Origin of the sequence: Enterobacter sp. SGAir0187 (genome assembly GCF_002952735.2) — a bacterium.
GTDB classification, from domain to species: domain Bacteria; phylum Pseudomonadota; class Gammaproteobacteria; order Enterobacterales; family Enterobacteriaceae; genus Enterobacter; species Enterobacter quasiroggenkampii.
Window position 1 is genome coordinate 2753403 of sequence record NZ_CP025034.2, and the last position, 20283, is coordinate 2773685.

A 20283-nucleotide genomic window follows, 5' to 3' on the forward strand; every position below is an offset into this window, starting at 1 on the left:
CGACGAGACGAACAATCAAAATTCAGCCTTGATACAGATTAAACAGAATTTGCCTGGCGGCTTTAGCGCGGTGGTCCCACCTGACCCCATGCCGAACTCAGAAGTGAAACGCCGTAGCGCCGATGGTAGTGTGGGGTCTCCCCATGTGAGAGTAGGGAACTGCCAGGCATCAAATTAAGTAGTAAGCCGGTGCATTAATCCGGTGGTTACAAGCAGTCTTCGGTGGAGCGGTAGTTCAGTCGGTTAGAATACCTGCCTGTCACGCAGGGGGTCGCGGGTTCGAGTCCCGTCCGTTCCGCCACTTATTAAGACATTAAGCCTGCCTTACTGGCAGGCTTAATGGCAAAAAACTTTAGGGGCGTAGCTCAGTTGGTAGAGCACCGGTCTCCAAAACCGGGTGTCGCGAGTTCGAGTCTCTCCGCCCCTGCCATATATAATCCTTTGCTTCGGCAAAGGATTTTTTTTGCCTGTAATCCTGTAAAATGCCTCTTCTTACTATTCAGCCAGCATTCCTGCTGGCTGATGTATCAATCCATTACATTGATTTTTAAAAGATCTTTTATCTGTGACTGCTTATCACTGTTTTGCAGCCAAATCGCATACAGCGGCCTGGTAAGCGTGGTGGAATCCAACACCGTATGCAGCCCCGCTTTAGTGTCTGCCCAGCGAACAGGTAACCAGGTACAACCTCTCAGCAAGGGCAGTTGCTGACAGGCGATCTCCGCAGAACTGGTCGTTAACTGTGGAACATCATCAGGTGCAATCAACCCCGTCTCATGCTGCTGAAAATCTGGCCCCCATTCGAGACGCAAATAGGTCAGGTCTGCCTTCATCATCGACGGTTCAGAGGCATACAGTGCCAGGCCAAACTGACCGACGATCTGGCTGCTAAATTCGTCCATCTTGGGGGCTTCGGTTGTGATCAGAAGATCAAGCTGACGCTCATGAAGTTGCTTAACCAGCGACTGCCGTTGCGCAATCCTGGCTTCAAATTGCAGGTGGCTATGAGAGTGATAAAGCCGGGTAAGCCACTGACTTAGCATACATTCCCACAGGGAAGCGCTGGCCCCTATCGAGAACTCATTATGCCTCGAAGTATGTGCAACCTCTTTGCGTGCCGCTTGCCAGGTATTCATCAGCGTTTCTGCGTACGGCAGCAGTTTTTCACCGGCGGGCGTGAGGCGAATATTGTTGCGATGGCGGGTAAAAAGATTCACACCCAGTTGATTTTCCAGCTGTCGAATACGAAAACTGACCGCTGACTGCGTCAGGTAAAGGGCTTCCGCTGCTCGCCCAAAGTGGCGTGTTCTGCTCACTTCAAGGAAAGTTTTAAGCAATTCCGTATCCACATCTTTCTCCGCAAAATTATTTGTCGTTATGATTTAAATGTTTTGTTTTACACTCTGTCAAGCGTAACTAATACTCCGCGCCATAAATAGCTCGGCCAAAGAATTAGGAGCGTGTAGGATGGCGGAAAGCTTTACGACGACTAATCGTTTTTTCGACAATAAACATTATCCGCGCGGGTTCTCTCGTCACGGCGATTTCACCATCAAAGAAGCTCAACTGCTTGAGCGCCATGGTTATGCCTTTAACGAGCTGGATCTGGGTAAGCGTGAACCTGCAACCGAAGACGAAAAACAGTTTGTTTCTGTTTGCCGTGGTGAGCGTGAGCCGCAGTCTGAAGCGGAACGTGTGTGGATCAAGTATATGGCACGCATTAAGCGTCCAAAGCGCTTCCATACGCTGTCTGGCGGTAAGCCGCAGATGGAAGGTGCTGAAGACTACACCGAGTCTGATGACTAAGATGATAAGAAGGGGCTACGGCCCCTTTTTTTTATGCCAGCAACTTCTGCAGATGCAGCAGCAAACGATCGATAGCGCGATAGCTCAGCGCCTCCTGCAAGTGTTTCCTCTCAATGTCAGTACATCCCTCCACGTCAGCAATGGTTCTGGCCACTTTTAGCAAACGCTGCCACGCACGTATAGATAGCCCAAAGCGCGTCAACGTCTCCTCCAGCCATACCGCATCCTCACTGTTAAGGGCACAAAACTGCCGGATCCCGGCATTATCCAGCCGCGCATTTAGCCTGTTCTGGCGAGTGTACTGTCGTGCCTGGGCGGCGATCACCCGCTCGCGTACCTTCGCAGAGCTTTCACCCGTGATGCCCGTCTGCCTGAGCAGGCCCGGAGGAGGAAGCGGGATTTCGAGAGATAAATCGAAACGGTCGAGGAACGGACCGGATAACTTTCCCAGATAGCGCAGCGTCTGCTCTGGCGTACAGCGGTTATGATTGCCCTGGTAGTGTCCCGTCGGGCTGGGATTCATCGCAGCGACCAGTTGAAACTGCGCGGGATAGCTTATTTTGGCCCGCGTGCGCGAGATATGTATTTCGCCAGATTCAATAGGTTCTCTCAGCGCATCCAGCACGCGGCGCTCAAACTCGGGCAGCTCATCGAGAAACAAAATGCCATTGTGCGCCAGTGAGATCTCACCCGGCCCGGGGATAGACCCGCCGCCGACCATTGCCGTCAGTGAAGCGCTATGATGTGGGGAACGAAAAGGACGACGGCGCCACTGTTTTTGCAACGATGCAGAACTGATGAGGCTATATATGGCAGCGCTTTCCAGCGCTTCATGGTTATTGAGAGGTGGAAGTAACCCACTCAGCCTGCTCGCCAGCATCGTTTTCCCCGTACCTGGCGGGCCAATCAACAGAAGATTGTGTCCACCTGCGGCCGTAATCTCCAGTCCCCGCTTCCCTTGCTCCTGTCCCATAATCTCGCTGAGATCCTCCGGGACGTCGGCTATAACCTCGTCACACTCCTCCGGTTCGGACAATTCATGTCGTCCTTCCAGCCAGGCACAAACTTCCTGTAAATGCCCCGCGATGAGGCATCCTTTTTCCGCGATAAGACTCACTTCTGATGCGTTTTCATTCGCCACAATGATTTGCCGGCCTGATCGTATGGCCTCCAGCGCTCCCGATATCGCGCCGGGAACGCCTCTCAGCGCGCCTGTGAGCGCGAGTTCACCCACGAACTCATACGAGCCTAGCCTTGTCGTATTAAGCTGCTCAGAAGCCGCGAGAAGGGCAATTGCGATAGGTAAATCGTATCGGCCCCCTTCTTTAGGCAGGTCGGCGGGAGCAAGGTTGATGGTGATCTTCTTCGCAGGGAAGGTATAACCGCTATTTATTATTGCGCTGCGAACGCGATCCCTGGCCTCTTTAACCGTCGTTTCAGGTAAACCGACAAGCGTGAGTCCGGGTAGCCCATTACTCAAATGAACCTCAACGGAAACAAGCGGTGCCTTTACCCCGAGAGCCGCACGCGTATAAACAACTGACAGTGACATTTGCACTACCTCCTGGTGTGACTATGCCAGCGCCTTTTTTGTCTGTTTAGCGTCATTTTGCTGATTTACGCCGCCTGTTCAGAGATTTTAAGCGCACGCTGAAACAATTGCATAACCGTGGAAGCTTCCTCGCAGAATGTAAAAAGCCCCGTTTTGACGTTAAGAACTGCAGTAAAAAAATGAAAAATATTCATTTTCTAATTTCTTTATATAAAACAAAGATTTTAAGAAATATGATTCGCTGCCTAATCAAATCCGTCATAAATAAATCTTGTGTTTGATTTAAAAACTGTGATAACTCTTTAGGTATTCCTTCGAACAAGATGCAAAAAGAACTGAAAATGACAGCCCTTCTACGAGTGATTAGCCTGGTCGTGATTAGCGTGGTGGTGATTATTATCCCACCGTGCGGGGCTGCACTTGGACGAGGAAAGGCTTAGAAATCAAGCCTTAACGAACTAAGACCCCCGCACCGAAAGGTCCGGGGGTTTTTTTATGACTAAAAAACGTAAATGAGGAGCAGAGAATGACGACTAGCACAAAATTCTGTTTCTCCCGATTTATGACGGGGAACTAACTATGAATGGGGCACAGTGGGTAGTACATGCGTTGCGCGCGCAGGGAGTCGAGACAGTATTCGGTTATCCAGGTGGCGCAATTATGCCGATTTACGATGCACTGTATGACGGCGGCGTGGAACATCTCTTGTGCCGACACGAGCAGGGCGCAGTGATGGCGGCCATTGGCTACGCCCGCGCGACCGGCAAAACCGGCGTGTGTATGGCGACGTCAGGCCCGGGCGCAACTAACCTCATCACCGGCCTGGCTGACGCGCTGCTGGACTCTGTTCCCGTTGTTGCCATCACCGGGCAGGTGGCGTCTCCGTTCATCGGTACCGACGCTTTTCAGGAAGTCGATGTACTGGGTTTATCGCTGGCCTGCACCAAACACAGTTTCCTCGTTCAGTCTCTGGAAGAGCTGCCGCGCGTAATGGCAGAAGCGTTCGAAGTGGCCAGCTCAGGCCGTCCTGGTCCGGTTCTGGTCGATATCCCGAAAGATATCCAGGTGGCACCTGGCGATCTGGAACCCCACTTCTCCACCGTTGAAAGCGACGACGCGTTTCCGCATGCGGAAGTTGAAGAGGCCCGTCAGATGATGGCGCAGGCGAAACAGCCGATGCTGTACATCGGCGGTGGCGTCGGGATGGCGCAGGCCGTTCCCGCCCTGCGTGAATTTATCGCGGTAACGCAAATACCTGCCACCTGCACGCTGAAAGGGTTGGGTGCGGTAGATGCAGACTATCCGTACTATCTGGGCATGCTGGGGATGCACGGCACCAAAGCGGCAAACCTGGCGGTGCAGGAGTGCGATCTGCTCATCGCCGTAGGTGCCCGTTTTGACGACCGCGTTACCGGCAAGCTGAATACCTTTGCGCCGAGCGCCAAAGTGATCCATATGGATATCGACCCGGCGGAGATGAACAAGCTGCGTCAGGCGCACGTTGCCCTGCAGGGCGATCTCAACGCGCTGTTACCGGCATTGCAGCAGCCGCTGGATATCAATGCATGGCGTCAGCACACCGCCGATATGTGCGCTGAACACGCCTGGCGTTACGATCACCCGGGCGAGGCCATCTACGCGCCGCTGCTGTTGAAGCAGTTGTCCGACCGTAAACCGACAAACAGCGTGGTGACGACCGATGTCGGCCAGCATCAGATGTGGTCAGCCCAGCACATGACCTACACTCGTCCGGAAAACTTCATCACGTCCAGCGGGTTAGGGACGATGGGCTTCGGCCTGCCAGCCGCCGTTGGTGCGCAGGTTGCCCGCCCGAACGATACTGTTATCTGTATCTCCGGTGACGGCTCCTTCATGATGAACGTTCAGGAGCTCGGCACCGTTAAGCGTAAGCAGTTGCCGCTGAAAATCGTCTTGCTCGACAACCAGCGTTTAGGGATGGTTCGCCAGTGGCAACAGCTGTTCTTCCAGGAGCGTTACAGCGAAACGACGCTCACCGATAACCCCGATTTCCTCACGCTGGCCAGCGCCTTTGGCATCCCTGGTCAGCACATCACCCGTAAAGATCAGGTTGAAGCGGCGCTCGACACCATGCTGAACAGCGAGGGGCCTTACCTGCTTCATGTCTCAATCGATGAACTCGAGAACGTCTGGCCGCTGGTACCGCCTGGTGCCAGTAACTCACAAATGATGGAGAAATTATCATGATGCAGCATCAGGTCGCCGTACAGGCTCGCTTCAACCCGGAAACCTTAGAACGCGTTTTGCGCGTGGTGCGTCATCGTGGTTTTCAGATTTGCTCTATGAATATGGAGACGGCCACTGACGCCCAAAACATCAGTATCGAATTAACCGTTGCCAGCCCGCGGTCGGTCGACTTACTGTTTAGTCAGTTATCAAAGCTGGTAGACGTTGCCCATGTTGCCATCTGCCAGAGCACAACCACATCACAACAAATCCGCGCTTAAGCGTGACAGGACGAAAAAATGACGACAAAAAAAGCTGATTACATTTGGTTCAACGGTGAGATGGTTCGCTGGGAGGACGCGAAGGTCCACGTGATGTCCCACGCGCTGCATTACGGTACCTCCGTGTTTGAAGGCATCCGCTGCTACGATTCTCACAAAGGGCCAGTGGTGTTCCGCCATCGCGAACACATGCAGCGTCTGCATGACTCAGCCAAAATTTATCGTTTCCCGGTATCTCAGAGCGTGGATGAGCTGATGGAAGCCTGTCGCGACGTGATCCGTAAGAACAACCTGACCAGCGCCTATATTCGTCCGCTGGTCTTCGTGGGCGACGTCGGTATGGGCGTGAACCCGCCAGCGGGCTATACCACGGATGTGATCATTGCCGCGTTCCCGTGGGGTGCCTACCTGGGCGCAGAAGCCCTGGAGCAGGGGATCGACGCAATGGTTTCTTCCTGGAATCGCGTTGCGCCAAACACCATCCCGACCGCCGCGAAAGCAGGCGGTAACTACCTTTCTTCCCTGCTGGTCGGCAGCGAAGCGCGCCGTCACGGCTACCAGGAAGGTATCGCGCTCGATGTAAATGGCTACATCTCCGAAGGCGCAGGTGAAAACCTGTTTGAAGTGAAAGACGGCATTCTGTTTACGCCGCCATTCACCTCGTCCGCGCTGCCGGGCATCACCCGTGACGCCATCATTAAGCTGGCGAAAGACCTGGGTATCGAAGTGCGCGAGCAGGTGCTGTCCCGCGAATCCCTCTATCTGGCCGATGAAGTATTTATGTCCGGTACTGCGGCTGAAATCACGCCGGTACGTAGCGTAGACGGTATCCAGGTGGGCGAAGGCCGCTGTGGCCCGGTCACCAAACGCATTCAGCAAGCGTTCTTTGGCCTCTTCACCGGCGAAACAGAAGATAAATACGGCTGGTTGGATCAGGTTAATCACTAAATATAAATTTGGGACGGCACGCACCGTCCCATTACATAGTCAGACGGGAGTAAATAAAGCATGCCTAAGTATCGTTCAGCCACCACCACCCACGGCCGTAACATGGCGGGTGCCCGCGCACTATGGCGCGCCACCGGAATGACCGACGCCGATTTCGGCAAGCCAATTATCGCCGTGGTGAACTCCTTCACCCAGTTCGTCCCGGGCCATGTGCACCTGCGCGATCTGGGTAAGCTGGTTGCCGAGCAAATCGAGGCCTCCGGCGGTGTGGCGAAAGAGTTCAACACCATTGCGGTGGATGACGGTATCGCGATGGGCCACGGGGGCATGCTCTATTCACTCCCGTCGCGCGAGCTGATCGCCGACTCGGTGGAGTACATGGTTAACGCCCACTGCGCCGATGCAATGGTCTGTATCTCCAACTGCGACAAAATCACCCCGGGGATGCTGATGGCCTCCCTGCGCCTGAATATTCCGGTGATCTTCGTCTCCGGTGGCCCAATGGAAGCGGGGAAAACCAAGCTCTCCGACAAAATCATCAAGCTCGACCTGGTCGATGCGATGATTCAGGGTGCGGATCCGAAGGTTTCTGACGAGCAGAGCGATCAGGTGGAACGCTCCGCGTGTCCGACCTGCGGCTCCTGTTCCGGTATGTTCACGGCGAACTCCATGAACTGCCTGACCGAAGCGCTGGGTCTTTCTCAGCCGGGCAACGGCTCGCTGCTGGCGACCCATGCCGACCGTAAGCAGCTGTTCCTCAATGCCGGTAAACGTATCGTTGAGCTGACTAAGCGCTACTACGAACAGGACGACGCCAGCGCGCTGCCGCGCAGCATCGCCAGTAAAGCGGCATTCGAGAACGCCATGACCCTGGATATCGCCATGGGAGGTTCCACCAACACCGTTCTGCACCTGCTGGCCGCCGCGCAGGAAGCCGAAATCGACTTCACCATGAGCGACATCGACAAGCTGTCCCGTAAAGTGCCGCAGCTGTGTAAGGTCGCGCCGAGTACGCAGAAGTACCACATGGAAGACGTGCACCGTGCCGGTGGCGTCATCGGTATTCTCGGGGAGCTGGATCGCGCCGGGCTGCTGAACCGTGACGTGAAAAACGTGCTCGGTCTGACGCTGCCGGAATCGCTGGATCAGTACGACGTGATGCTGACCAAAGACGACGCGGTGAAAAAAATGTTCCGCGCCGGTCCTGCCGGTATTCGTACCACCCAGGCATTCTCGCAGGATTGCCGCTGGGACACCCTGGACGATGACCGCGCCGAAGGCTGCATCCGCTCGCTGGAACACGCCTACAGCAAAGACGGCGGTCTGGCCGTGCTGTACGGTAACTTTGCAGAAAATGGCTGCATCGTGAAGACCGCTGGCGTGGACGACAGCATCCTGAAATTCACCGGTCCGGCGAAAGTGTACGAAAGCCAGGATGAAGCGGTAGACGCCATCCTCGGCGGTAAAGTGGTGGAAGGCGACGTGGTGGTCATCCGTTATGAAGGGCCAAAAGGCGGCCCGGGTATGCAGGAGATGCTCTACCCAACCACCTTCCTGAAATCGATGGGCCTCGGTAAAGCCTGCGCGCTGATCACCGACGGGCGTTTCTCCGGCGGCACCTCTGGTCTCTCCATCGGCCACGTTTCACCGGAAGCGGCAAGCGGCGGCAACATTGCCATCATCGAAGACGGCGACCTGATCGAAATCGACATTCCGAATCGCGGCATTCAGCTCAAGCTGAGCGACCAGGAGATCGCGGCTCGTCGTGAAGCCCAGGAGGCCCGCGGCGACAAAGCCTGGACGCCGAAAGACCGTCAGCGTGACGTCTCCTTCGCCCTGCGCGCCTACGCGAGCCTTGCCACCAGTGCAGATAAAGGCGCGGTGCGCGATAAATCGAAACTTGGGGGCTAACGATGGCCGAGTCGCAACCCTTATCCGCCGCCCCTGAGGGGGCGGAATACCTGAGAGCGGTGCTGCGCGCGCCGGTCTATGAAGCCGTGCAGGTCACTCCCCTGCAGAAAATGGAAAAACTCTCTTCTCGCCTCGACAACGTCATTCTGGTGAAGCGCGAAGATCGTCAGCCGGTGCACAGCTTCAAGCTGCGCGGCGCCTACGCGATGATGGCCGGGCTGACCGACGAGCAAAAAGCGCGCGGCGTGATTACCGCCTCGGCAGGTAACCATGCGCAAGGCGTAGCGTTCTCGTCTGCTCGCCTGGGTCTGAAAGCGCTGATCGTGATGCCGGTTGCTACCGCAGACATCAAGGTCGACGCGGTGCGCGGTTTCGGCGGCGAAGTCTTACTCCACGGGGCCAACTTTGACGAAGCCAAAGCCAAAGCGATTGAGCTGGCGCAGCAGCAGGGGTTCACCTGGGTGCCGCCGTTCGACCACCCGATGGTGATTGCCGGGCAGGGGACGCTGGCGCTTGAACTGCTGCAGCAGGATGCCCATCTCGACCGCGTTTTTGTCCCGGTGGGCGGCGGCGGTTTAGCCGCAGGCGTGGCGGTGCTGATCAAACAGCTAATGCCGCAGATCAAAGTCATTGCCGTGGAAGCGGAAGACTCCGCCTGCCTGAAAGCGGCGCTGGAGGCCGGGCATCCGGTCGACCTGCCGCGCGTCGGGCTGTTTGCCGAGGGCGTGGCGGTGAAGCGTATTGGCGACGAAACGTTCCGCCTGTGCCGGGAATATCTCGACGATATCGTCACGGTGGACAGCGATGCCATCTGCGCGGCGATGAAAGATCTGTTCGAGGACGTGCGTGCGGTGGCGGAACCGTCCGGCGCGCTGGCGCTGGCGGGCATGAAAAAATACATCGCCCAGCACAACATTCGCGGCGAGCGTCTGGCGCACGTGCTTTCCGGTGCCAACGTGAACTTCCACGGTCTTCGCTACGTGTCCGAGCGCTGCGAGCTGGGCGAACAGCGTGAAGCGCTGCTGGCGGTGACTATTCCGGAAGAGAAGGGCAGCTTCCTGAAGTTCTGTCAGCTGCTGGGCGGTCGTTCGGTGACGGAATTTAACTACCGTTTTGCCGATGCCAAAGATGCCTGCATTTTTGTCGGCGTGCGTCTGAGCCGTGGCGTGGAGGAGCGCAAAGAGATCCTCAACCTGCTGCATGAAGGCGGCTATAGTGTGGTCGATCTCTCTGACGATGAGATGGCGAAGCTGCACGTGCGTTACATGGTCGGTGGCCGTCCGTCGAAGCCGCTCAAGGAACGCCTGTTCAGCTTTGAGTTCCCGGAATCGCCGGGCGCGCTGCTCAAGTTCCTGCACACGCTGGGCACGCACTGGAATATCTCTCTTTTCCACTACCGCAGCCACGGCACCGACTACGGCCGCGTGCTGGCGGCGTTCGAGTTGGGCGAGCACGAGCCCGATTTCGAAACGCGGCTGAACGAACTGGGCTATGAGTGTCACGACGAAACCCATAACCCGGCGTTCCGGTTCTTCCTGGCAGGCTAGTGGTAGAGCTGTGCGTAGGCCGGGTAAGCGTCGCACCACCCGGCTTCAGTGGTTCGGCAATATCGTCCAGAACGCATCAATAAGCGGCTCATACAGCCGCTTTTTTTGTGCGCATACGCCAAGCTCAAACGGCGTTTTCTCATCGCTGCGTTCCAGAATCATCACGCGATTGCGCACCGGTTCCGGGCTGTTTTCCAGCACCACTTCCGGCAGCAGCGCCACGCCGCAGCCGAGCGCCACCATCGACACCATCGCCTCATGGCCGCTGACGGTAGCGTAAATCGACGGGTTGCTGATCTTCTGGCGGCGGAACCACAGCTCAATACGACGGCGCACCGGCCCCTGATCGGCCATGATAAACGGCACCGTCGACCAGTCCGGTTTTTCCACCGACACCTGATTACGCACCGGGCAGGGCAGCGCCGGGGCAATCAGCACCACCGCCAGATTCTCCAGCATCGAGAACGCTACCGCGCCCGGCAGGGTTTCCGGCTTCCCGGCAATGGCGAGATCCGCTTCGCCGGTCACCACTTTTTCCATTGCGTCGGCGGCGTCGCCGGTAGTGAGCTTAATTTCAACTGACGGATGCGCTGCGCGGAAGCGGTCAAGGATGGGCGGCAGATGGCTGTAGGCGGCGGTCACGGAGCAAAAAATATGCAGTTCACCGGAGAGTGACGGCCCCTGCTGATCGATAGAGTGCCGCAGCTGCTGGTACTGCAACAGCGTCTGCTGGGCAAAAATGCGTAGCTCTTCGCCCGCTTCCGTGAGGGTGACGGTGCGGTTATCGCGCACGAAAAGCGGCTGGCCGAGGTCTTCCTCAAGGCGCTGGATCTGGCGCGAAAGCGTGGACGGGCTGACGTGCATCGCCCGGGCGCTGCGGCCAAAGTGACGGCTTTCCGCCAGGTGCAGGAACATTTTTAGATCGCGTAAATCCACCGATTCCACTCCCTCTTTTTACATTGCAAAAATTGCAATGTGACGTTGTGAATATATCAATTTCCGCAATAAATTTCCTGTTGTAATGTGGGTACATTCTCGCTGAAACGCGAACCGAACAATAAGACACACAACATCACGAGGTATCACCCATGGCTAACTACTTTAATACACTGAATTTGCGCCAGCAGCTGGCGCAGCTGGGCAAATGCCGCTTCATGGCGCGCGATGAATTTGCCGATGGCGCAAGCTACCTTCAGGGTAAAAAAGTGGTCATCGTCGGCTGTGGCGCACAGGGTCTGAACCAGGGCCTGAACATGCGTGACTCCGGTCTGGATATCTCCTACGCCCTGCGCAAAGAAGCGATTGCCGAGAAGCGCGCTTCATGGCGTAAAGCGACCGAAAACGGCTTCAAAGTGGGTACCTACGAAGAGCTGATCCCGCAGGCGGATCTGGTGGTTAACCTGACGCCGGACAAGCAGCACTCTGACGTAGTGCGTTCCGTACAGCCGCTGATGAAAGACGGTGCCGCGCTGGGTTACTCCCACGGCTTTAACATCGTTGAAGTGGGCGAGCAGATCCGTAAAGACATCACCGTGGTGATGGTGGCACCGAAGTGCCCGGGTACCGAAGTACGTGAAGAGTACAAGCGTGGTTTCGGCGTGCCGACGCTTATCGCAGTTCACCCGGAAAACGATCCGAAAGGCGAAGGTATGGCGATTGCCAAAGCATGGGCAGCGGCGACCGGCGGCCACCGTGCGGGCGTGCTGGAATCTTCCTTCGTTGCCGAAGTGAAATCCGACCTGATGGGTGAGCAGACCATTCTGTGCGGCATGCTGCAGGCCGGTTCTCTGCTGTGCTTCGATAAGCTGGTGGAAGAGGGTACCGACCCGGCATACGCGGAAAAACTGATTCAGTTCGGCTGGGAAACCATCACCGAAGCGCTGAAGCAGGGCGGTATTACGCTGATGATGGACCGTCTGTCCAACCCGGCAAAACTGCGTGCTTACGCGCTGTCTGAACAGCTGAAAACCATTATGGCGCCGCTGTTCCAGAAACATATGGACGACATCATCTCCGGCGAATTCTCTTCCGGCATGATGGCGGACTGGGCCAACGACGATAAGAAACTGCTGACCTGGCGTGAAGAGACCGGTAAAACCGCGTTCGAAACCGCGCCACAGTATGAAGGTAAAATCGGCGAGCAGGAGTACTTCGATAAAGGCGTCCTGATGATCGCGATGGTGAAAGCGGGCGTTGAGCTGGCGTTCGAAACCATGGTGGATTCCGGTATCATCGAAGAGTCTGCGTACTACGAATCACTGCACGAGCTGCCGCTGATTGCGAACACCATCGCTCGTAAGCGTCTGTACGAAATGAACGTGGTGATCTCTGATACCGCAGAATACGGTAACTACCTGTTCTCTTACGCCTGCGTACCGCTGCTGAAAGAGTTTATGACCACGCTGCAGCCGGGCGATCTGGGTAAAGCGATTGCAGAAGGTGCCGTGGACAACGCACAGCTGCGCGATGTGAACGAAGCGATTCGCAGCCACCAGATCGAGAAAGTGGGCCACAAACTGCGTGGCTACATGACCGACATGAAGCGTATCGCGGTAGCGGGTTAATAACTTTGTCGGGTGGCGCTTCGCTTACCCGACCTACAAAACCGTAAGATGTAGGCCGGGTAAGGCGTAGCCGCCACCCGGCTTTTTTATTTGCGATACAGCACTTTAATCACGTGGTAGCCGAACTGCGTGTGCAGCGGGCCAGTTGGCTCCAGCACCGGGCAGGAGAAGACCACTTTATCGAACGCCGGTACCATCTGACCCTGGCGGAATTCACCCAGATCGCCGCCGCGTTTGCCTGACGGACAGATGGAGTGCTTCTTCGCCAGTTTGCCGAAGTCGGCGCCGTTTTTAATCTGCTCCAGAAGATCCAGAGCCAGTTTCTCTTCTTTAACAAGAATATGCAGTGCTGCTGCTGTTTTTGCCATGATCGTGCCTTGAGTGGTATGGATTAGGCTCGCTATACTACCACGCTGTTATTCTCCCCTCCTGACTTTCATTGAGTGATCATTTATGCGTTTAAACCCCGGACAACAACAAGCCGTCGAATTTGTCACCGGACCGTGTCTGGTGCTGGCGGGGGCTGGATCCGGTAAAACCCGCGTGATCACCAACAAAATTGCGCACCTGATCCGCAGCTGTGGCTATCAGGCCCGGCACATTGCGGCGGTGACGTTTACCAATAAAGCGGCGCGTGAAATGAAAGAGCGTGTTGGTCAGACGCTGGGGCGCAAAGAGGCCCGGGGCCTGATGATCTCCACCTTCCACACGCTGGGGCTGGATATCATCAAGCGCGAGTATGCGGCGCTGGGCATGAAGTCCAACTTCTCCCTCTTTGATGACACCGACCAGGTGGCGTTGCTCAAAGAGCTCACCGAGGGATTGATCGAAGATGACAAGGTGCTGTTGCAGCAGCTGATCTCGACGATCTCAAACTGGAAAAATGATCTGATGACCCCGGCCCAGGCCGCGGCGATCGCCAAAGGCGAACGGGATCGCATCTTTGCCCACTGCTATGGTCTGTACGATGCGCACATGAAAGCGTGCAACGTGCTGGACTTCGACGACCTGATCCTGCTGCCGACGCTGCTGCTGCAGCGTAATGAAGAGGTTCGCGAGCGCTGGCAGAACAAAATCCGTTACCTGCTGGTGGATGAGTATCAGGACACCAACACCAGCCAGTACGAGCTGGTGAAGCTGCTGGTGGGGCAGCGCGCGCGTTTCACCGTGGTCGGCGATGATGACCAGTCAATTTACTCCTGGCGCGGCGCGCGTCCGCAAAACCTGGTGCTGCTGAGCAAAGATTTTCCGGCGCTGCAGGTGATTAAGCTGGAGCAGAACTACCGCTCCTCCGGGCGTATCCTGAAGGCCGCAAACATCCTGATTGCCAATAACCCGCACGTGTTTGAGAAGCGTCTCTTCTCCGAGCTGGGCTACGGGACGGAGCTGAAAGTGCTCAGCGCCAATAACGAAGAGCATGAAGCGGAGCGCGTCACCGGTGAACTGATCGCCCATCACTTCGTCAATAAAACCGAATATAAGGATTACGCGATCCTCTATCGCGGGAATCACCAGTCGCGCGTCTTTGAAAAGATGCTGATGCAGAACCGCATTCCGTACAAAATCTCGGGCGGAACCTCGTTCTTCTCACGGCCAGAGATCAAAGACCTGCTGGCCTATCTGCGCGTACTCACTAACCCGGATGACGACAGCGCGTTTCTGCGCATTGTGAATACGCCAAAACGCGAGATTGGCCCGGCGACGCTGCAAAAACTCGGCGAGTGGGCGATGACGCGTAACAAAAGCCTGTTTACCGCCAGCTTCGACATGGGGCTAAGCCAGACGTTAACCGGTCGCGGCTATGATTCGTTAACGCGATTCACCCACTGGCTCGGCGAAGTGCAGCGTCTCGCGGAGCGCGAGCCGGTGGCGGCGGTACGCGATCTGATCCACGGCATTGACTACGAATCCTGGCTGTACGAAACCTCTGCCAGCCCGAAAGCGGCAGAAATGCGTATGAAAAACGTTAACCAGCTTTTTAGCTGGATGACCGAAATGCTGGAAGGCTCTGAGATAGATGAGCCGATGACGTTAACGCAGGTGGTCACCCGCTTTACCCTGCGCGACATGATGGAGCGCGGCGAGAGCGAAGAAGAGGCCGATCAGGTTCAGCTGATGACGCTGCATGCGTCAAAAGGGCTGGAGTTCCCGTATGTCTATCTGGTCGGTATGGAAGAGGGGTTGTTACCGCATCAGAGCAGCATTGATGAAGACAACGTCGACGAGGAGCGCCGCCTGGCCTACGTGGGGATCACCCGCGCGCAGAAAGAGCTGACGTTCACACTGTGTAAAGAGCGCCGTCAGTATGGCGAACTTGTCCGCCCGGAGCCGAGCCGTTTCCTGCTGGAACTGCCGCAGGATGACCTGATCTGGGAGCAGGAACGCAAAGTAATTACTGCGGAAGAGCGGATGCACAAGGGGCAGGCTAACGTCGCGAACATTCGCGCCATGCTGGCAAAAGCCAAAGAGAAAGGATAATGATGAGTAGGCCGGGTAAGGCGAAGCCGCCACCCGGCAATGTTCAGCGTATTACTTCACTTCCAGCACCCAGTGCACATAGCTCTGCCACTGGCACTCCTGCTCGATCATCTCTGCCCCAAGCGGGTGACGTTCAATCCAGTTTTCCGGCAGCGTCAGCGACAGTTTTTCGTCATCAGCCACCAGGCCGATCGCAGGCAGCAAATCATCGCGACGGCGGCTGGCAAACAGAATCGCCAGACGCAGCAGGCGGCACAGATGTTCGGCCACGCGCGGCGGTACGGCGTTTTGCTGATGCAAAGACGAGAGATCAACGGCATTGGTCTGGTTCAGCAGCAGCGTTGCCAGCAATTTTTTCTGCGCAGGTGTATAGCCCGGTAAATCCAGGTTGCGCACCAGATACGCTGCATGAGCCGGTGCCTGCTTAAAATCAATGCTCAGCCCCACTTCATGGAGCGCACAGGCGCTCAGCAGTAAATCGCGGCTCAGTGGTTCAAGATCCCAGACGTTAGCGACCTGATCGGCGAAGCGTGACGCCAGCTGCGATACGCGCCCTGCCTGATCGATATCAACCAGAAAACGACGCTGCACGTTGCGCAGGGTACGGCTGCGGATGTCCTGATCGACCGACAGATGCAGCATCCCGTAGACCAGACCTTCACGCAGCGCGCCGCCGGCCAGGGTCATACACTGGATGTTCAGTTCGGTGAAAATAGCGATCAGAATAGCCAGCCCGCTCGGGAAAACCAGCGCGCGTTCGAGCGTCAGGCCTTCAATTTCCAGCTCTTCAAGGCGTCCACACTGAATGGCGCGCTGTTTTAGCTGCTGAAGCTTGGCAAGCGTAATCCGCTCGTCCATTCCCTGCGCCATCATGATTTCCTGCAGGGCCTGCACGGTGCCCGACGCACCCACGCACACTTTCCAGCCGTGATAGCGCAGCTCGTCCATGACGGGACGTAGCACCTCGCGCGCCGCATTTTCTGCCTCGTCGAAGTTCTCTTTACCCAGATTACGATCGGTAAAGTAGCGCTCAAGCCAGGTCACGCAGCCCATCGACAGGCTGAACAGCGAGGTTGCCTGCGCGCCGGTGCCGGTCACCAGCTCGGTACTGGCACCGCCGATATCTACCACCAGGCGGCGATCGTCACCCCCCGTGGTATGTGCAACCCCCTGATAAATCAGGCGAGCTTCTTCTTCACCGCTGATAACCTGAACCGGACAACCGAGAATTTCCTGCGCTCTGGCAATAAAATCCACGGCGTTAACCGCCAGACGGAGTGTCGCAGTGGCGACCACGGTGATTTGGGCATGCGGGATATCCTGCAGACGCTCGGCAAAGAGTCGCAGACACTGCCAGCCACGTTCCATGGCTTCAGGTGAGAGGTGATTGTCGCTGCTCAGGCCCGCCGCGAGGCGGACCTTGCGCTTAATGCGCGTCAGCGTTTGTATGCTTCCCGCCACCTCGCGCACAACCAGCATATGAAAACTATTCGAACCGAGATCAATTGCCGCATAAAGCGAGGTGGAGCTGAGCATATTGTTTAACCTGAACGACGACGATTACGCGGTGCGCCGCCTGAACGACGCGGACCATTGCCGGAGCGTGGGCGGGTTAGACGCTTAGGCGGCGGCAGTTCGCTTAACAGCGCTTCCGGATTGTATTTGCTCTGCGGAATAGAGTGACCGATGTAGGTCTCAATGGCCGGAAGATTCAGCGCATACTCTTCACACGCAAGGCTAATTGAGTGACCGCTTGCGCCCGCACGACCGGTACGACCGATACGGTGTACATAGTCTTCACAGTCGTCTGGCAGATCGTAGTTAAAGACGTGCGTCACGGCCGGAATGTGTAAACCACGTGCCGCCACGTCGGTGGCCACCAGAATATCGAGATCGCCACGGGTAAATTCTTCAAGAATGCGCAGGCGTTTTTTCTGCGCGACATCGCCGGTTAACAGGCCAACACGGTGGCCGTCTGCAGCCAGATGGCCCCAGATGTCTTCACAGCGGTGTTTGGTGTTTGCGAAGATAATGGCGCGATCTGGCCACTCTTCTTCAATCAGCGTTTGCAGCAGGCGCATCTTCTCTTCATTCGAAGGATAGAAGAGCTCTTCTTTAATGCGGTGACCCGTTTTCTGCTCCGGTTCCACTTCCACGTACTCGGCGTTGTTCATCTGTTCGAACGCCAGTTCGCGCACACGGTAGGAGAGGGTTGCTGAGAACAGCATATTCAGGCGCTGATTGGCCGGAGGCATACGGCGGAACAGCCAGCGGATGTCTTTAATGAAGCCCAGATCGTACATGCGGTCAGCTTCATCGAGCACCACAACCTGGATTGCACCGAGGTTAATGTGGTTCTGTTTGGCGTAATCGATAAGACGACCAGTGGTACCGATCAGGATATCCACACCGCTTTCCAGCACTTTCAGCTGTTTATCGTAGCCGTCGCCGCCATAGGCCAGGCCAAGCTTCAGGCCGGTAGCCTGCGCCAGGGGTTCAGCGTCTGCGTGGATCTGTACCGCCAGTTCTCGCGTCGGGGCCATAATTAGCGCGCGCGGCTGGTTAACTTTGCGGTCTGCAATCGCTGGGTGAGAAAGTAAATAATGAAACGTTGACGTTAAAAACGCCATCGTTTTGCCGGTACCGGTTTGCGCCTGCCCGGCAACATCGCGACCGGCCAGCGTCAGCGGCAGCGCGAGGGCCTGAATGGGCGTGCAGTTATGAAACCCTTTATTTTCAAGGGCTTCAATCACCTTCGGGTGCAGCGCGAAGTCGGAAAACTTCTGTTCTGTTAAATGTGTTTTGCTCATAGTGTGGTAGAATATCAGCTTACTATTGCTTTACGAAAGCGTATCCGGTGAAATAAAGTCAACCTTTAGTTGGTTAATGCGACATCAACACGTCGTTGGTGGAGACAAAACCAACGTACCAGGCTTATTCCTGTGGAGTTATATATGAGCGATAAAATTATTCACCTGACTGACGACAGTTTTGACACGGACGTACTTAAGGCTGACGGGCTGATCCTCGTCGATTTCTGGGCTGAATGGTGTGGTCCTTGCAAAATGATCGCCCCGATTCTGGATGAGATCGCCGACGAATATCAGGGCAAACTGACCGTTGCCAAGCTGAACATCGACCAGAACCCGGGCACCGCACCAAAATACGGTATCCGTGGCATTCCGACCCTGCTGCTGTTCAAAAACGGCGAAGTGGCGGCGACCAAAGTGGGCGCGCTGTCCAAAGGTCAACTGAAAGAGTTCCTGGACGCTAACCTGGCGTAAGGTTTCTCCGCTGCGCGTTCAGAGCTCCCGGCTAAATGATCTGGAACTCTGGACGCCCGGCTGAAGTCGTGCTAAGTTAGCTATGACTTCGTTTTAAACATATCTTGTTGTTTGAATCTTGTTTTACCCGATACTTCCCGCTGTTGACATATCCAGTGCGTGAAGTGGCTAAATTCCGGGCTTGTCACTCAATCCGTCTTGTCGTTTCAGTTCTGCGTTCTTTCCCTGTGACCAGACAGCGAACAGACATGAGTTGATGGCCGCTAAACAGGCATGGATGACCCTGCCATACCATTCACAACATTAAGTTCGAGAATCACCCCGAGTTTAAGAACCCACACCATTATGAATCTTACCGAATTAAAGAATACGCCGGTTTCTGAGCTGATCACTCTCGGCGAAAATATGGGGCTGGAAAACCAGGCTCGTATGCGCAAGCAGGACATCATTTTCGCCATCCTGAAGCAGCACGCTAAGAGTGGCGAAGATATCTTTGGCGACGGTGTGCTGGAGATATTGCAAGACGGATTTGGTTTCCTCCGCTCTGCAGACAGCTCCTACCTCGCCGGCCCTGACGACATCTACGTATCCCCCAGCCAAATCCGCCGTTTCAACCTCCGCACTGGTGACACCATTTCAGGTAAGATTCGTCCTCCTAAAGAGGGTGAACGCTACTTTGCGCTGTTGAAAGTCAATGAAGTTAACTTCGACAAACCGGAAAATTCGCGTAATAAGATCCTCTTTGAGAACTTAACGCCGCTGCACGCGAACTCTCGCCTGCGTATGGAACGTGGTAACGGTTCGACCGAAGACTTAACCGCGCGTGTTCTGGATCTGGCATCACCTATTGGTCGCGGCCAGCGTGGTCTGATTGTGGCGCCGCCAAAAGCGGGTAAAACCATGCTGCTGCAGAACATCGCACAGAGCATCGCCTATAACCACCCAGACTGTGTGCTGATGGTGCTGCTGATTGACGAACGTCCGGAAGAAGTGACCGAGATGCAGCGTCTGGTTAAAGGTGAAGTGGTTGCTTCAACCTTCGACGAGCCAGCATCTCGCCACGTTCAGGTTGCGGAAATGGTTATCGAGAAGGCGAAACGCCTGGTTGAGCACAAGAAAGACGTTATCATCCTGCTCGACTCCATCACCCGTCTGGCGCGTGCCTACAACACCGTGGTGCCAGCGTCCGGTAAAGTATTGACCGGTGGTGTGGATGCTAACGCCCTGCATCGTCCGAAACGCTTCTTCGGTGCTGCACGTAACGTGGAAGAGGGCGGCAGCCTGACTATCATCGCGACGGCGCTGATCGATACCGGTTCCAAAATGGACGAGGTTATCTACGAAGAGTTCAAAGGTACAGGCAACATGGAACTGCACCTCTCTCGTAAGATCGCTGAAAAACGCGTCTTCCCGGCTATCGACTACAACCGTTCCGGTACCCGTAAAGAAGAGCTGCTCACCACCCAGGAAGAGCTGCAGAAAATGTGGATCCTGCGCAAAATCATCCATCCAATGGGTGAAATTGACGCGATGGAGTTCCTCATTAACAAACTGGCGATGACCAAAACCAACGATGACTTCTTCGACATGATGAAGCGCTCGTAACGTAAATAAAGCCAGTGAACGCCACGTTTTTACGTGGCGTTTTTCTTTTATGGACTATACGCTAGTACCACCTACTCCCAATTTTGACCGGTCAGTGCGACA

Annotated in this window: 18 protein-coding genes, 2 tRNA genes and 1 rRNA gene; 15 read left to right on the top strand and 6 right to left on the bottom strand. The window is 55.8% G+C overall.

The features are described 5' to 3' along the window. Positions 1-52 precede the first annotated feature (52 nt). From rrf to CWR52_RS13215, 3 genes are all read left to right on the top strand, one after another. Positions 53-168, top strand: a 5S ribosomal RNA gene (gene rrf, locus CWR52_RS13205). 56 nt (positions 169-224) lie between these two features. Then, a tRNA-Asp gene (locus CWR52_RS13210) sits at positions 225-301 on the top strand. Between the two features lie 53 nt (positions 302-354). Beyond that, positions 355-430 (top strand) — tRNA-Trp (locus CWR52_RS13215). 97 nt (positions 431-527) lie between these two features. Here CWR52_RS13215 and hdfR read toward each other — a convergent pair. Continuing rightward, the gene (gene hdfR, locus CWR52_RS13220; protein WP_024907953.1) at positions 528-1349 is read right to left on the bottom strand and encodes an HTH-type transcriptional regulator HdfR; all 822 of its coding nucleotides are present in this window, start codon (positions 1347-1349) and stop codon (positions 528-530) included. 118 nt (positions 1350-1467) lie between these two features. Here hdfR and CWR52_RS13225 point away from each other — a divergent pair, with 118 nt between their 5' ends. Continuing rightward, the gene (locus tag CWR52_RS13225; RefSeq protein ID WP_008501577.1) at positions 1468-1806 is read left to right on the top strand and encodes a DUF413 domain-containing protein; all 339 of its coding nucleotides are present in this window, start codon (positions 1468-1470) and stop codon (positions 1804-1806) included. Positions 1807-1837: 31 nt separating this feature from the next. Here CWR52_RS13225 and CWR52_RS13230 read toward each other — a convergent pair whose 3' ends face one another. Continuing rightward, complete coding sequence (locus CWR52_RS13230; RefSeq protein WP_104949879.1) at positions 1838-3358, bottom strand: YifB family Mg chelatase-like AAA ATPase; 1521 nt, start codon at positions 3356-3358, stop codon at positions 1838-1840. A gap of 341 nt (positions 3359-3699) precedes the next feature. Here CWR52_RS13230 and ilvL point away from each other — a divergent pair, with 341 nt between their 5' ends. From ilvL to ilvA, 7 genes are all read left to right on the top strand, one after another. Further along, positions 3700-3798 carry an ilv operon leader peptide gene (gene ilvL, locus CWR52_RS13235; RefSeq protein WP_001311244.1) on the top strand — a complete coding sequence of 33 codons (99 nt, stop codon included), beginning with the start codon at positions 3700-3702 and terminating at the stop codon, positions 3796-3798. Between the two features lie 86 nt (positions 3799-3884). Further along, complete coding sequence (gene ilvX, locus CWR52_RS23310) at positions 3885-3935, top strand: peptide IlvX (RefSeq protein ID WP_166792073.1); 51 nt, start codon at positions 3885-3887, stop codon at positions 3933-3935. A 2-nt stretch (positions 3936-3937) separates the two neighbouring features. Then, entirely contained in the window at positions 3938-5584 is a 1647-nt protein-coding gene (gene ilvG, locus CWR52_RS13240) for an acetolactate synthase 2 catalytic subunit (RefSeq protein WP_104949880.1), read from the top strand. Beyond that, a complete protein-coding gene (gene ilvM, locus CWR52_RS13245; protein ID WP_006179206.1) occupies positions 5581-5844 on the top strand; it encodes an acetolactate synthase 2 small subunit in 264 nt (87 codons plus the stop codon). Before ilvG ends, ilvM begins: the two co-directional genes overlap by 4 nt. Before the next feature lie 18 nt (positions 5845-5862). Next, entirely contained in the window at positions 5863-6792 is a 930-nt protein-coding gene (gene ilvE, locus CWR52_RS13250; protein ID WP_023309654.1) for a branched-chain-amino-acid transaminase, read from the top strand. A gap of 60 nt (positions 6793-6852) precedes the next feature. Then, positions 6853-8703 (top strand): dihydroxy-acid dehydratase, encoded by a 1851-nt coding sequence (gene ilvD, locus CWR52_RS13255; protein WP_104949881.1) that lies wholly within the window; start codon positions 6853-6855, stop codon positions 8701-8703. A 2-nt stretch (positions 8704-8705) separates the two neighbouring features. Continuing rightward, the gene (gene ilvA / locus CWR52_RS13260) at positions 8706-10250 is read left to right on the top strand and encodes a threonine ammonia-lyase, biosynthetic (RefSeq protein WP_045909247.1); all 1545 of its coding nucleotides are present in this window, start codon (positions 8706-8708) and stop codon (positions 10248-10250) included. 45 nt (positions 10251-10295) lie between these two features. Here the strand turns inward: ilvA and ilvY are convergent, their stop codons facing one another. Further along, the gene (gene ilvY, locus CWR52_RS13265) at positions 10296-11186 is read right to left on the bottom strand and encodes an HTH-type transcriptional activator IlvY (RefSeq protein ID WP_104949882.1); all 891 of its coding nucleotides are present in this window, start codon (positions 11184-11186) and stop codon (positions 10296-10298) included. Between the two features lie 152 nt (positions 11187-11338). On the opposite strand from ilvY, the gene ilvC reads away from it, so the two are divergent. Further along, on the top strand, positions 11339-12814 hold the full coding sequence (gene ilvC, locus CWR52_RS13270) for a ketol-acid reductoisomerase (protein ID WP_008501571.1): 1476 nt from the start codon (positions 11339-11341) through the stop codon (positions 12812-12814). A gap of 86 nt (positions 12815-12900) precedes the next feature. On the opposite strand, the gene ppiC is transcribed toward ilvC, so the two are convergent. Next, positions 12901-13182: a peptidylprolyl isomerase PpiC gene (ppiC, locus tag CWR52_RS13275; RefSeq protein ID WP_008501570.1), complete on the bottom strand. Its 282-nt coding sequence runs from the start codon at positions 13180-13182 to the stop codon at positions 12901-12903. A gap of 85 nt (positions 13183-13267) precedes the next feature. Here ppiC and rep point away from each other — a divergent pair, with 85 nt between their 5' ends. Further along, a complete protein-coding gene (gene rep / locus CWR52_RS13280; RefSeq protein WP_021242832.1) occupies positions 13268-15292 on the top strand; it encodes a DNA helicase Rep in 2025 nt (674 codons plus the stop codon). A 51-nt stretch (positions 15293-15343) separates the two neighbouring features. Here the strand turns inward: rep and gppA are convergent, their stop codons facing one another. Both gppA and rhlB read right to left on the bottom strand, forming a co-directional pair. Next, complete coding sequence (gppA, locus tag CWR52_RS13285) at positions 15344-16828, bottom strand: guanosine-5'-triphosphate,3'-diphosphate diphosphatase (RefSeq protein ID WP_063622989.1); 1485 nt, start codon at positions 16826-16828, stop codon at positions 15344-15346. Between the two features lie 5 nt (positions 16829-16833). Next, positions 16834-18102: an ATP-dependent RNA helicase RhlB gene (gene rhlB, locus CWR52_RS13290; RefSeq protein WP_021242834.1), complete on the bottom strand. Its 1269-nt coding sequence runs from the start codon at positions 18100-18102 to the stop codon at positions 16834-16836. Between the two features lie 144 nt (positions 18103-18246). Between rhlB and trxA the strand changes: the two genes are divergently transcribed. After that, positions 18247-18576 (top strand): thioredoxin TrxA, encoded by a 330-nt coding sequence (gene trxA, locus CWR52_RS13295; RefSeq protein WP_006179218.1) that lies wholly within the window; start codon positions 18247-18249, stop codon positions 18574-18576. Positions 18577-18921: 345 nt separating this feature from the next. Continuing rightward, positions 18922-20181, top strand: coding sequence for a transcription termination factor Rho (rho, locus tag CWR52_RS13300; RefSeq protein WP_008501566.1), 1260 nt, complete (start codon positions 18922-18924; stop codon positions 20179-20181). Positions 20182-20283 lie beyond the last annotated feature (102 nt).